Consider the following 16,153-nt stretch of genomic DNA (forward strand, 5'->3'; position numbering starts at 1 on the left):
CTTACACTCCGTGGAAGGTTTGCGCAGCATTCCGGAACGGATAGCAATCTCAAGGGTTTAGGAGATTGCTTCCTATCGTCGCAATGACGACTGTTTAACCAGATTCTATATCAACCCATCACCCTAGCAAGGGATTGAGAGAATACAGCTATCAGCTTTTAGCTATCTTGATAACTGTTCACTGATAACTGTTCACTCTCCTAAACCTTAGCCTTATAAACCAAGATCATCTCCGCATTCTTCAAGGTACTACGATCGCCCTTCAGAGCAAACCTCCAAGTAGTCCCTTTCTGCCCCACACTCAAGATATTAGGTTGCAGATAAGTATTATTTGGCACTTGCAGATTGTCGTTGATAGTAAAGATAGCCCCACTGCTACCCCCTTCATACTCATAACGTATGAACAACCCAATAATCTTACTACTCATCATATTAGGGAACATACTGCGGGTAAAATCAATCTCGACCTGATCAACATCACCAGCAGTGAGCGCCTCCCATTGATCCGGGAAATTATAAGCCAAATCAAAGAAGCTAGTAGCATGATAAGGCTTGAGAACCCCTTTCACCTCATTGGCAAAACGACTACCCCCTTGCTTCGCAGTATAGCGCAGCTTAATAGTAACATCCAGGAGATCCGCAGGATTGTAAGACCCTTTCATGCCATTGAGTTCCAAGCGCCAGTTAGACACAGCTCCCGTCCCCTCAAAAGGAAGGTAACGCTCATCCCCAAAATTCAACTGGAACATACCATTATTTTCCGTGTACTGATCCACATGGGATAGCGCCACCTGTTGATTAGCCCGCCAGTTAGCCCGCACATTCGTGGTAGCTTCATTGGAAGGGTTAATCAAGTGTTTCACCGCCTTGATATCCGTATCCATCACCAGCTTGTGACCCAGTTGAGTTAAGGTTGCATTAACACTTTGACCTTCCCCGATATCAAAAGCAAGGGAGATAGTTTTAATCTGGCGCCTGTAATGACCAGGGAAATCATAATCAAACAACTCCTCGCTCAAGCGGAAAGTACAGACACCCTTAGTTTTGAGAGCCAATAAAGCCATCGGGTCAGTTTCCAGCAGCGAAATATTCTTAGTGATTTCCAGAGGACGGCTATTCATTTCCATGTAAGCCTTTTCCATGCGGTCTAGATCCAGCTCAAGCTGCGCCCCAGACAGCAATCCTTTCTTCATGCTATCCCAATACATTCCGCCGATATAGTTCACCTCACCCGCCTTGATTCCATGCTCAAAAATAAACGCTTGTTCCGCTTTTTTGGCATAATCATGGGCAAGTTTATAAGTTTGGTAAAACAGACCCGAAATCTTACCACTCATCCAATTATATAGTTCCAAATTCGAGAACTTACTATTCATAAACTTAGCGATCGCTTCCAGATTTTCGATCTCCTTCTGGTGAACCAGCAACTCCTGTTCTGCCACAGTGATGCTATGTTTTTGAGCCTCAATTTGATGTTTAATTTGTTCTATTTCGCTACTAGCCATTTTCTTTTGCAGTATCCAGTCTTCCTCAGAACGCTTGAACTGAGCCTTTATGCCAGCAACTTCACCACCCATACTAAATCCTTCAGCGACCGATTCAGTGGATTCCCCAAACTTGCCTAACATATCACCTATGTTTCCACCACCGTAAGTAAACCCTAAGCTGAAAACACCTATAGTGTTTTGTCCAAGCAGATAGGACAGACCACTGGTAATCTTGCCTAAAACCACCGAACCGTGAACTGAAGCAGCAGTCAACATCATGCCAATTTGAGTCTCCTCCTCAGGTAAATAACCCGTCTTAATCAGATCTTTATAGTGACTCTTTTGTTCCTCTGCACTGGTTAGACTTTCCTCTAGGTTACTCAGGGAATCTTTTGCTTCCAAAATGTGCTCTTCTTTGATATAGGTCATCATGCCATGGATAACGGACTCCTGTTTGTTTTGCAGCAAACTAAGTTCTTCTGTATCTTTCTTCTCCAAAGCAGACAGGAGAGCATCACCCAAACCTTTCAGCTTGCCCACTAAATCACGAGCTTTTGCCATCATGGAACTAAAACGGTAATCCGGCACATTAGCTGCCCCCATTGCCATGGCAGCAGCTCCAGCAATACTACCTCCTCCGGCAACTGCATTCACCAATGCCATAGGATCAATAGGCGGCTGGAATAAAGGTAATGGTTGGGCAACCCCATCAATATTTAGGCAAGCGCGAATCTTAGCGAGTCGGTCTTCTACCCGCGTCCAATATTCTGTAAACAGTTCATTTTCCTTGAGGTAGAAGTAGGGGTTGGTGATGGTATCAAACTGAGTGGCTGCAAAGCTGAGACCCTCTGGTTCCACGATATCACCGTTGGCGTTTGTATTTTCTAGCTCATAGAGGAAGTCGTAATCGTCGCTGTTGAAGTAGCCTCCATTCTCAGCCAAGCCGTCATAGGTTGTGGTATCCTCCAGCACTACCCGACCAATACTCTCTGGTTTTTCACCCAAGATGTCGTAGGCAAGGATATAGAGCATTCGCGCCTCATTGATACTCTCGCGGGTGTACTGACGGAAGAGCATATCTCCCCAATCAAGGAGATTATCGATATAGCGCATAACGATCGCTTTCCGGTAGGCAATGGGACGCAGAGCAGCAATGGCATGAGGATCGAAGGGATCGTCCAGGTATATTGCTAGCTGGGCACTGTAATTGCTCATCAGGGTTAGGCGATATTCGAGTTTTTTGATGATTTCCACCACTTCCTGCATTTCGCTCTGCCAGGTTTCCAGGAGAGTATCGCTGCTGGTATCAAGTCCATCAATAGCTCCTTTTAGAGCCTCGTAGCTGGTCCAGGCTTCAATATTAGCCAATACAGACTCATCCTCAGAATAAGCTTCATTAATAGTATTCACTACGATATCAAGGGAAGCCTCAAACTCGTCATCAAGGTTGGTTTTACCAAGGAAGACATTTTGATAATCAGCAAGATCGGTTGCCAGAGCTTCTAGGGCATTACGAGCTGCTGATACCGTGGCTGCGTCTGTGAGAGACTCAAAGGCATCTAGGTCCTTCTCCAGGCTTGCTATTAGAGCATCAGGATCGACTGCGAGGAAAGGCAAGAATTTCCAGTAATCTGACACTTCTGTGGGGTCGAAAATATATTCGTACCACTTTTTCGCCTCTTCAAACTTCTGGTCAGCGTTGAGGGTTTGTGCAATCAGGAAGGGTGCATGGAAGAAGAGTTCCCAGTAGTACAGACCATTTGCACTGTTGAAGTCGAGATGGGTGTTGATTGGCTCCGACTTAAAGCGATTACCATTCATCTGAATGTTACTTGGACTGGAAGCCTCAGTGCTGATAGTGGGAGATTCATTAATCTCCTGGGTAGACATCTGTAGAAAGTCGCTAATCTCTCCAGCAAACAGGATTTGGTTGAGTTGTTCTGCGGTACTAGAGGTTAAACGGATGACCTCATAACTTACATTTTCGAGTTCATAAGGTTCAGCTTGATCTTGTTCTAGGGTATAGCCTAGATAGGTATCATCTTTAATCAAACAAAGCTTCTTGTTATCGCTACTATCAGTATAGTTTAAAGCAGCAGTTATGCCATAATGCCGAATCTCCCATGGCATATTACCCCAATTGTCTACTATCGGTAATGGGCTGCCTAGATCGGTGTAATTCTTTTGATTCGCTTCAATGTCATCAGCTTCAATGCGATAGTAGTTTTTGCCCGAGAATAGGTAGATATAATTATTGAGAACAAAAACCGCATCAACCTCAACCAAACTAGCCTTTGGTCTGCCAAAAGAAACTTCAGGAACACTATAAAAAGTCTTGGGATAGTCGGGCTCGACAAAATTTTGAATGGTGCTTGATTCAACATTCAACAAGTACCTGTAATATTCACTCCCGTTAATCAAATAGAGAGATTCACCTGCCACAAAAGCAGCATCTACTCGCTGTTCGCTCTGCAAGGTGGTGAAGTTAGTAGCCCCCCACACACCAACAGTTGTGAGTATATCACCCGTATCACTCCGATAATACTGCTGGTTCGCGTTGTTAAACAGATAAGTAGTCGAAGTAGTGATGTTGTCATTCTCATCCTTTTCTGAGAATGTAAAGGCTGCATCAATTTTTTCCCATTCAGAAGGCAGCCCCTCATTATTGTTGAGTATGGTTTGAGGGTAGTTTGCATCAGGAGTAGAATTAAACTCACCAGTAGTCCCATTTAGGGAATAACGGAAATAGTTTGCACCACAGAATAGGTAGAGTTTGTCCGCTGTGCCCACTTCTCCAGTTCCAATCAAGGCAGCATCAACGGCCTCAATCTCATTTAAACTGGCAGAGTCACGAAGATAGTCAGACAGTTTGAGATCCGTTACATTACCACTTGTTCCAATTGTTCCACTTGTTCCACCTGCCAGCGCATCAAGAATATCCTGGGGGCTTTTGTCATTCGTAAAACGATGATAGGTATTGGAATCAGTGATGATTATAATGTATTTCTCTCCAGTGTTGTCATACGCAGTAGTGAAAGCTGCTGTAACATTGACATTGGTGTTATAGATATAAGTCCCACTACCAAAATCCACCCCTAATTCCGGAAGATAAACAGTCTCTGAGGAAGACTTGCTCCAAGCTTGGGCGGTGCTGGAGTTTTGACCACTAAAGAAGAGAAGGCTATAAGTAGTCGTTCCTGTGCTGTCAGTGTAATCAAATCCAGCCACTAAACTGCTCAAGTCGTCATCATCATTAAAGATGCCACCAAATACACCAGGAATTTTTTGCCCTGTAAAGTTTTCCGGGAAATCTTTTACATAGAAGCTGCCTCCTTGAGCGTCAATCATCCACAGGCCATCATCTATTTTGATGAGCGCGACGGGTTTGATTTCTGTTTCATCGTCACGATCAAATATAGATTTGATTAATGACTTCGCTGTGATTCCCTCTACTAAAGTTCTGGTGCCATTACTGCTGTAAATTCTGTAAGTATCATCAGTGTTGTCAAGGATAAATAAGGTATTGTCAAAAACCACAGCAGCGAAGATACTACTGACAAGTCCAATAGAGGAGCCAGATAGGCCAAAAACCTCATTCATGGTTTTTATTGTCTCAGAATCGCGACGCAAGATAGTACCGGTTTCATTATTGAACCAGAAGGTAACACCATTATTATCAGTAAATGCAGCATCAACACTGCTCCAGCTAAGGCCCAAGTTATTAAGCTCTTCTAATAAGTCCTCCTTTGCGCTCGTCAAAGTTAAAAAAGACGAACCATTGTACTTGTAAACCTCCCCATCCAGGGTCAGATAGGTAACGCCGTCACTGTCCACATGGGCCGAATCAACATTTCCCTGAAGTTGCATCGGATTGGAAGTGCTTTCATCTATACCCCAGCGACTACTGATCGTCTGGGCATTTTGAACAACAATACCATCAACAGAAACAATCAGATAGGTTTCATTGTCTAGGAAGTAGTAGATGTCGCCATCTTCAAATACCTGAACTGCAGCAGTGATCTGAGTACCTGAAGGAATTTGTTGGAATGGGGTGTCATCACGTAGGTCTTTCAAGTCGGTTTCAACTATTGCATCTGGAGAGGGCTTAACCAGAAAACTACAGCCCTTATGGTTATAGGCAAACCAAGGTCCATCCACAGAGTTATCACTGTTGTTCAGCATCACCACATTATCTGCTTCAATACTCCCCTCCTCAAACAAATCTTCAAAGAGTGTTTGACCAGTATTAGCGACCTCCAGCGGTGCTTCTTCTTGGGAATACAGTTCTGGCGTCAGCTTATAGCCTCGATTGTAGGGACCTTGAGGGGCATCGGCATCATAGGTATCACTCACGGAGTATTGCACGCGGATGAAGATATTTTCGTAGTCGTAACCCTCTAACTTGCTGGAATTTTCAACAAAAATCTCCACATTGGAAATGTACAGAGATGTCTTGAGATCGGTCATATAATAGGTTGTGCTCTCATTATCGTCATCAGTGAATTTGGCCTCATACGTCTCCATAGTCTCTTCAAAGCTGGTTTGCAGTAGTTGTGGCTGGCTCCAGCGCTTGTTGAGGTTGTAGAAGGAGTAGTAAACTTTGATTTCCTGTTCGCTATTGCCCGAAGATGACACCTCTTGATTGCCGTCTTCGTCTTGGCTACTGGTGGTGATAATAGCCGAGGCGGGATCTTCCGAACTTTCTGTCACCACAGCCCAGAAAACAAATACGCGATTAAAAGCAAACACTGGCTCGACACGAGTGGCCTCTATTGTAATGTCTAGTTCTTTCCAAGGTTCCCAGATAGCAGCGGCGCTATCACCACCCACAAACCTGCCAAAGCGATAGTAGTAGCGCCTGGGTTCACGGGTTTTGCCAAAGAGGACTACAACCTTATCGCTAGAGTCGTCGTAAACATAGCCCCCAGCAATGGTTAGCTGAGAGACTTCTGTATAAGAATCAAGGTAGTTGAAATAGGCTTCTTCGATGAATTCTTCCGTAAGTTCTCCCTGGTTGAGACTAGCCTCTAGGGCTTTAAAGGCAGCAGATTTATAATCTGTATCTCGCAACTCTGGACGAATGTAGTTCTCTGGGTAGAGGAATACTTTACGATTCGCTTCCCAGACGCGGTAATTTTGCAGCCATTCCCACCGTTCCTTGAGAATTTTGCGCATTTCCTGTTGGTCGCTGGCATCCAGGTCAATATCCTCAAGGTTCATAAAGTACCGATGCATATAAAGTTGAACAGCAGCCGTTGCTTCTTTAATCCGAGAAGTTTCGGCAACGCTATCCATCTGGATATCAATCAGTAGTTTTTGGTAAAGCTGGCGAGTATTAGTCACCTTACTATCATTAGCGATGACATAGGGAACCAGAGCATCCCGCTTGATTGTATTCACCTCATTGGTAATCTGCTTAACCAGGGTTTCATAATTGTTATTACAGTCTACAGAAACTAACAGATCGTAAGCGCCCGTAACCGCAGTAGCAACGTCAGGCATATTTTCGACCATCGCACTGGGGTCATAGAGGGGAACCCAAACATCGTCATAGAATGCGGACACATCTACCCGTAGCCGTTGGGTAGTAGCAAGGATATCGTAGAGACGCAGTACCAGTTCCAGCTCAAAATCCTCTTCAACCACATTCACCTGAGTTGCCAGAAAAGCATTGCGCTGTTTTACCCAGCGAACCTCTTCCTTCTCGAAGCTAAAGATAGCAGCAAAGTGCATATAAGGTTCCCGAACCTCACCATTTGCCCCAGTCACCAATTCTGTCAGGGTGAGGTCTCCTCCAGTAAAGCGTTGATTTAGGTCTTTGAAGCGACTAATAGCATGGATATCGCTCAAAAGATAATCAGACCATTCTCCCCAACGATAAGCCAGAACTTTCACCGGCTTCTCCTCATCATGGTCGGTCATATCCAGGTTGTAGGTAACGAAATTGTCCCCAGTATGGAAATAAATTTCATCTTCAAATTTGAACACAGTATCAACGCCATCCGTAGCAAGGCTATCCGGATCCAGGATTTTAGGGTCCAGTTGAGGCCAAATTTCAATGATGTCGCGGGGGAACTCTTCATCTACATAGCGAGGATCGTTATAGCGATTGAGGGCAAAGAGTTCAGCAGTGTCGCTGTAACGGACAAACTGTTTACCCTTGAAAACCAGTAATCCCCCTTCTTTATCCACATAAGCTCCATCAATACTCTTATCCTCTCCACCGATAAAGGTATTGTCGAGATAGCCCCAAACTTCGTTGATATTTCTTGGATCATGACTGATTTCAGTGGTAACATGGAGATAAGTTTTCTCATTGAAGAACACCAAACCCAGGTCACTGGAATAAAAGGTCGCATCAATACCGTTGCGAAAATCTTCTGGCAACTGCGATTCTGGTAAGTTGAGATTCAGTAGTGATCCTTCTACAGCATAGAAACTTTCCCCAAGAATTTTGGGATACCCCTCGTCGATATAGCGGTAATAGTCTCCCTGATATTGATCGGCTGTATCTTGCTCGACAGTATAGCGAATATATTGTTCGCCCGAAAACAGGTATGTTACATACGAGTCTACCCCTTGTGCATCTTGCGCTTTTACCACAAAAGCACTATCCACATAGCCCCCCTGGGTAAAGTTATTTTCCACTTGACCCAAACCATCAATGTCATAGACCACATATTTGTTTGGGCTACCAGTAAAGAGGGTACTGTTGGTAAAGAAGTAGAGACAGCGCCCATTGTCTAGCAAACCCTTAAAGAACGGGGTTGGGTTTTCAGGGTTGTAGCCTGCTTCTAAATCGTCCAAATGCTGTTGAAATTCCTTGGTCATAAAGGCAAAAGCTGGCTCATCCCGCAGATAAGTAGCAATTTTCTTGGGATAGCTTTCGTCCACATAACGATAGTCGCTACCGCTATAGCGCACATAAGAATCTCCGGCAAACAGATAGGTGCTACGATCGCTAGGGTTCACCCAGGCAGCATCTACTTTAGTCGCCAAAATATTCTGTTGCTTGCCCCAATCATCTTTGATATCAACAATTTCCCACTGGTCATTCTCGTTCTTAGCTGCATAACGTTCCTGGCTAAAGAGATAGACCTTGTTTCCATTACCCACAAACCCAGATTTCAAGGTTTTGAAATCGGTTTTGTTAAAGGGAACGTCTGGATAAAGCAGCTCTAGGAGCTGTGGAGCGCTCCAGTTATTGGTATTGAGATTAAAGCTGATAAAGTGGCGATCGCTGATAAAGATCAGATTATCTTCATGGACAAAAATAGCATCAATCTCCCCATTTGCCGGGTCAAAGCCTTCCCGCTTATAGGCAGTAGGAATATCCCACAGACTGTCATCTCCTTGGTATAATCGACCTGGTTTCTCATAACTATCTTTGGTGTAGTGCAGATAACGGAAGTTACCGTTGGCATCGGGACGCTCAAACAAGTAGGTATCTTCCTTCCAGACATAAGCAAGGGCAACATTATTGAGCCCAGGCCATTTCTCACTAATTCGTCGGGGAGGATAGGTCACGGTACTGTCGGTATAGGTCTCCGTGTTATACTCCACAAACCATTTCCCAGAAAATACATAGGTGATGCCATCCCGACCCACAAAAGCTGCATCAATGGTTTCCTGGTCATAAATCGGATTGCGCGATCGCCCCCAAACATCGGCAATATTAAAGCTTTGTTCTAGCTCCACATCGTAGTATTTCTCCCCGGCAAACACATAACTCTTGCCATTAGTGCCATGGAGAACTGCATCAACATCAGTCATCTCTGTGCTATCTGCCTCAGGGAGTTCCTCGCTATCTGCCTCAAGGAGTTCCTCGCTATCTGCCTCAGGGAGTTCCTCGCTATCTGCCGCAAGGAGTTCCTCGCTATCTGCCTCAGGGAGTTCCTCGCTATCTGCCGCCAAAAATCCCTCAGCTCGTTGCACCGTGCGGGGAGTCTGTCGTTCCTTAGTTATCTTTCGGTCTTCCAGATGGCTAACTTTGTACCAGGTGTCGTTCCCTGTATCAGATACCAGCAGATAATTAACTCCCCCTTCCTGAGCCACTGCTTTCACGTCCTCAAAATTCACCTCGCCCTGGTTGGTAGCATCATCGTACTCCTTGTAGTTATCCTCATCTCCAATGACGACATGGAAGCTATCTCCCTTAAACAGATAGACCTGGCGTTGGTCGGCAAAGGCAGCATCAATTCCTTCAGGGAAAGTTGTTTGTAACCCTCGGAAGCGGGGTTCATCTTTGAGACGACTAAGAGAACGGGGATAACCCTGTTCAACAGTATCGTATATGTCGTTACCATCCTCATCCTCTTGATGGACATACCGGAAGAACTGATCCCCAGAAAACAGGTAGGTATGCTTGGCGGTTATGTCCACCAGTTGACCATTTTTGTCCTGTTCTTCCCAACGAGATTCCACAATCAGGGCTGCATCTACCTTACCCGTCCGTTCAATGTTGTTCCGTACCTTGCCCCAGAACTTACGAATCAAACGGGGATAGCCATAGTCCACGTTGCGCAGTTCAGCATCAGAAAAGCGTAGATATTTAGAGTCATTCGATATCTCTTCAGAATCATTCGATATCTCTTCAGAATCCGTCTCTTTTTGGTAGAACAGATAGGTTTTGCCATCTTTGCCCATAAAGGCGGCGGCGAATTTTTGATTCTCCAGACCCGTCACCGTCCGATCCCACTGTTCCGAGAGGACTTTGGGTTCTGACCACCAGCGATTGGCATGGTCATGCTCGATATAATAGAATTTACCATCAGAACCAGTGTAGAACAGATATACTTTCCCGTCTGGGCCATTCATCACTGCGTCAATCTCGAAATTCGCATTCCCATTGGTGACACTGTTGGGTAGACTCCAGAAGTCGTCGTCCACAGTTGCAGGGAAAACTTCGATTTCATCAACATCTGGTCGGTTTGCCAGCACTGTTTCAATGACACGAGCATTCGGATCTTCTTCATCTACCTCCAGATAATCGTCCTCATCTTTATGCAGGGTAGAATAGCGGACATAAACATTGTCAGTCGTTATTGTTGTCCCTCCTTGATCTACAATGGTCTGAGTACCAAAGAGATAGGTTTTGTTTCCGAGTACAAAAGCACCTGTGACGGTAGTTAACCCCTCCCAATCTTCGGTGATTTTCCGGGGGAACCCATCATCCACCTGAGAGTAATCACTGCCAGAGTAGCGCACATATTGTTCGCCTGAGAATAGATAGGTATAGCCATCTAAACCTACAAAGGCAGCATCAACCTTGCCAAGATAGGCAATATCATTAGCAACCTTGCCCCACGTTTTGCGGGTTTCCCGGTCTATTTGGTCTTCAGGCACTATTTGGCGAGTTCCATCTTCCTGAACGGTGATCTTCACAAACTCATCATCCCGGAACAGATAGATACTACCATCCCAGCTACCAAGTGCTGCATCAATGCCAGAAACAAATTCATCAGGCAAACCAGTAAATTCCTGGTGTATCCCCTTGGGATAACCATTCTCCGGTTGTAAATTTGCTAGCTCAATGCTGCCAACATATTTCGCTACTTTATTCTCCAGGAACAAGAAGTAGCTGCCCTGACTAGCTAAAGCTGCATCAATGTGGGTAGCATGACCAAAGTTGTATTCCCGGTGTCCCCACTTTTCAGCTACGGAATGCACCTTACCATCCTCTGAAGAGACATAGCGATCGCCCAAGAAGGCATAGCTATAATTATCTACCCCATCAAACATAGGACCGAGGTCGCGAGAAAAACTCTCAGGCAGTTGAATAGGAAGATTTTCATCGTTCCAGTCTTCAGCGATAGATTTGGGATAACCCCGATCTACCTTGAGTTCATCAGAAGAAAGGGGGGGACCTACAGAAGCTAAATCAGAATACCGCACATATTTATCGTTAGCGAACAGGAACAAGCGCCCCTCTGTATCCACATAAGCAGCATCGATCATCTCTAGATTTTCAAAGTCGTTATCGACCTGACCAAACTCGTTATCCCGCTTATCCCAACTATCGCTATCAGCATACCGGACATAGTGGGAACTTTCACTGACAATTACCCAGGTACCGTGGCGATCGATAAAAGCTGCATCCACTTGGGTGAGAGTTTCTTCTTCTTCTTCAAACAACTGACGAATAGGGTCTTCCTTCAGACGCTTCTGCAACTCTTCGTCTTCTTTTTGCAGGTCTATTAAGTCTTGGTCATCTTCATTATTATTTGGATCGACCACTTTTTTATCAATTAGGATGTAGTCTTTGGCGAGGTATATCCAATAATAATCACCCTTGAAGATATAGATAAACTCTTCCGTTTCTAAGAGAGCATCCACACTGGCAATGGGATCGCCACTGCTATCATCATCAGGCAGAATCATGTCTTCAGGGAATTTAGCTACTAGAGCCTGATCTTCCAGAGCTAGGTCGATCTCGTTAATATCCAACTGTTGTTGTTTAATCAACAATGCTAACTGGCGAATCCGCTTCACTGCCTGGGTGTAGTGCATATTCTCCGGCAGTTCATCCAGATGTCCTAAAGCATTGGCATCTTCTAATAACGGTCGCAACCAAGCGAAATGTAAATTATCTTCGGTCTTAAATATGGCTTTAGACAAGGCTGTGACCGTATCTGCATCAAGTCCCAGTACCCCTTGTAACTGTTCAACAATCGCGTTCTGCTGAGACTCACTGTTATCTTTTAACGCTTTGTCAACCGCTTTGACTGTGCTGTCAATAGCTTGCGCCACATCGTACAAGATGAAGAAAACTTCTATGCTGTAATCTTCAAAACCAGGGATATTGAATGTCGCTGCATTTTCAGGTATCAAGAAGAATGGAACTTGCTCAGAGTTCAAGAGACCCCTATCGTCCAGTACGCCAATTACAGTTAAGTTTTGCTTTAAAGCCTCGCTTTCCTCAGCATCAAAGTCTAAAGCCGTTAGCTTCTGTTCTGGGATGCGATATTGGTCAGCATAATTGACAATACCTGCGAGATGATCGAACACGATCGCCGTCTGACTCTGACCAAAGTAGGAGCCTAACTTGAAACTGTCGCGGTTGCTCTCCTCTTTAAAAAATGCAATGGCTTCAGGATTCAATTCATGATCATTGAGATACGGTTTCTGGATATCTTCATAAACCCAATAGGATACTGCTTTCCCTGCAATTTTACCCAATTCTGCACGATCTATCTGTAACCAAGTCTCTTTATCAGCCGCAATGGCATCCTTCAATACTTTGCAAATTGCCTCGCGATGGGGATAAAACTTGAGAGCTAGCTCCATCGTCTGGGGTGTTTCAGCCACAATGCGCATCTTGTCAATCACAAACATCTGCTTGTCAATGTAGCGGTTCATCTGGAGATTATGGAGCAAATCTTGGAGCGCTACCGGCTTTAAATCCAGTTCCGCAAACATCTGTTCGCTGATTTTGACCTTGCTGGCTGCAAATTTATCAAGTTGTATTTTAAGAACTTGGTAAACTCGATCTGTTAGCTGCCCAAGTCCAGTATAGAGGCTTAGGTCTCTGGCATTGCTCCGATCGCTGAACATTTCTACATCCGTAGCAAAGCCTTCCTCATCAATGTAACCATTGTAAATCAGAGTATCGTATAGTTCTCGCACCTCTGCTGCCGAAAGACCAAGTTTCTCAAAATCCGATTTAAACACCTGTATTTCAATGGTGTCGCCTTCCTCAAGTTGGGCAGCCACCTCTTGTTGGTAAACGCGGTGAAAGATATCAAACACACCCTGCTGAATCTCGCTGAAATCATACTCCAACATGAAGTCATGTAGAGGTGGCAACTCGTTATTCTCCAGGTTGGCAAGCAGAATTTTTCCACTGCCATCGATCACTTGATGATTAACCAGGTTCTTGAAAATTTTCTCTTCTAACTTTGTCTCAAGCTGCAAATCAACAAATTCGTAATCGTAAACCCGCACCAGTTGCTCAATAAATTCCTGTGTTAATGCCTTAATTTCACGGGGTTTATAGGCCATCAGGATATGATGACGTTCCTTGGGAGCCATGGGCATACGCTTGTGGTACATTTTCTGCATTTTCTGCATTTTGTATTTGTATGCACCATACTTTTTATGATTTTTATGCTTTTTATACTTTTTATACTTTTTATGATAACTCGGCTTACAATTCCATCGAGGTTTGCCTGGTTCCATCTCCTCTAAGCGCTCTTTAATCAAATTAAAGGCAAAGTGAGAAGCTCGCCGATCGCCGAGGGCTTCTGTAAGACTCTGGGGGGTGATTTCTCCTGCTTTAAAACTTTGTAATAGGGTATTATATAGAGCAATATCCTGAGCTTCTTGTTCCTCTTCTGCCTTGTCAGTCATGGGGGCACCATTAGCGATCGCCCACAACATTTCTGCCGAATACCCAAACTCCTTCATCCATTTGGTCAGAGCTATAAGAGACTCAAAAAGCCAGAGCTTGTCGCCAATATTAGAGGTAGGACCAGTAACTATGATAGAGGAAGTCTTATCGTTGAAGTCTCCTTTGACTTTGCTGTCTCCAGTGTAGGTTTGAGATTTGCCATTGAAGTCTTTGTCTTCATATAGAATCACAGTCCAGCCATTTGGCACCTCCAACCAACCGATGTTCAATTCTAAATTGTATTTGCCTGGAAGCAGTTGCGCCAATATCGTCTGAGAACTACCACTTTGATGAACGATCACACTTGAGGTTGTGGTGTCACCAGCACTGGTGTCATAGCCATCCATTAAAATTTCAAAGCACTTTTGTGTACTCGGTGGGTTGTACACAAAGTAATTATGGGGGTCATATCGACCAATAAAGGGATCTTGTTCCAACAAGTCAAAAAGGATGAACAATTCCAAGAAATGGACATCCAGGGCATCAGATAAAGCTCGAATGCGGTAGAGAACATTCAGCAGTTGCCATTCGTTGTTTGTGTTTTCCCAGAGCGCACTGGTAGTAACTTCTTCAAACTCCAGGCGTTCTGTAATATTAATTAGATCCGTTTCAGTAAAGCCCAAAGCATGACGCAAACGTTGGCGATAGGTATCATTCTCATCGCTGAACAAGTCGTTGTAATACTCTATTTTGGTATAAGTATTATAAGTTTTGTCATCATACTGTTTTGGGATGTCCCCCATTTTAGGATCAATGTGGAAATATTTTTCATCAATGGATACGCAGGGCAGGTTAAAAATACGGTTAAATTTATCCTGGGGTAGATCGTTGTTGGTTCGCCCCATATACGAAATTTCGCTCAGGATCGCTACAACGGTATCGATTGGCTTTTCCAGGGTTTTGTGGATATAAACAACCTGGGCAATATAGACCAAGGTATCCTCATTTATAGTAGGTATACCTGTGTCATCCTCACAGCAATGGCGCAGAATATGATCTAACTCGGTAAAGCTCAAACCTATTTTTTTAGCTAACCGCACAAAGCGACTGGTACGCTCAAACCAGGCGATCGGTATATCATCAAGTGGAGTGGGAGGGTCACTGTCAAGGTACCACTTCAACTGAGTCTCATCATCGTCACTTAGACGGACGTAACCACTTCCCTCCGTCATGCCAGTATTAATGTAAAAAGTCTCACGACCCGCTTCAACAGTAGAATGGTCAGATGGCTCAATGTAGAGATTTTGGTACAGTAGTTCCAGCATCTCCTCAGCTTCTAAATCTGTGGTCTCCATAAAGGTGGAGACTGTGGACATATCGCTGACTAAACAACTGGATATAATATCTTCTAGGACAGATGAGTCAGTTGACTCATTGTTTAATTGCTGGGTAAGCTCTGTATCTGGGGAAAAGTCATCGCTGCCTTTGTCAAGGACAATATTCCCCTCACTATCGAAAACACGCACAGAATAGGCATTTTCGATCTTCACCACCACTACTGAGCTTGTTTTATTGTCAGGAAACAAATCACTATATTCGAGGACATACTCAGTAAAAGCGCTGTCTAAATAGCCATAGGCATCTACGGAGGATGCTGTTACCGATGTATTTGGGTCTTCCTTGATGTATGCAAACTCAGCTGTGGACAATCCCAGATATTCCCGTGCCACAGTAATGTAATCCGTACCGGTAGCAAAGAGGCGACGTAACTCATGGGCAGAAATTCCCAAATGATGCAGATGATTCTTGATTTTTTCGTTGTCCAAGGAAAACGGCATATTGAAGGGGTACTTCGCATTTTCCAGCTCTGTATAAACCTTAGCAGTATCATCACTGTCAGAAGTCTCCTGAGCAGAATTTTCTCCAGAAGTATCATCACTGCCAGAAGTCTCTTGAGCGGTACCATCCAGCATTTTGAGAACTCGCTCTTCCAATACTTCGTTAACAATATCAAGATAGGGAATTAGAGTTGTCGTATTTTCTGCGTCGAGATCGATGTCGTAGATATCACCCCGGCGTTCTTTAAAGTCACTTTCAATAGTGCTGGAGTCAAACTCATCATCCAATAGTTGCAGTAAGTCAACTAAATAAGCTGCTGGAGAATAAACTGAGCGGAATTCATCACCTTTTTTGAAGTCGATGTTCCCGAACAAACTTGCATAATTGGGGATATTGTTTAGCATTCCCATGTTGGTTACGTCCTACTAAGTTTTTTCGGTAAAAATATGGAACTAGGGGTGTTTATATAAAATCCGGGTAATTAGTTATCGTATTACTG

General features: G+C 44.2%; 1 protein-coding gene. It reads right to left on the reverse strand.

What is annotated here, in order from left to right; genetic code table 11:
• Positions 1-200 precede the first annotated feature (200 nt).
• A complete protein-coding gene (locus F6K15_RS01435) occupies positions 201-16,064 on the reverse strand; it encodes a hemopexin repeat-containing protein (RefSeq protein ID WP_293056181.1) in 15,864 nt (5,287 codons plus the stop codon).
• Positions 16,065-16,153 lie beyond the last annotated feature (89 nt).

The sequence above is a fragment of the Okeania sp. SIO2B3 genome (genome assembly GCF_010672525.1).
Lineage (GTDB): Bacteria > Cyanobacteriota > Cyanobacteriia > Cyanobacteriales > Microcoleaceae > Okeania.

Coding starts and splice junctions, on each gene's coding strand:
- F6K15_RS01435 (WP_293056181.1), bottom strand. CDS start 16,064: ATGGGAATGCTAAACAATATCCCCAATTATGCAAGTTTGTTCGGGAAC.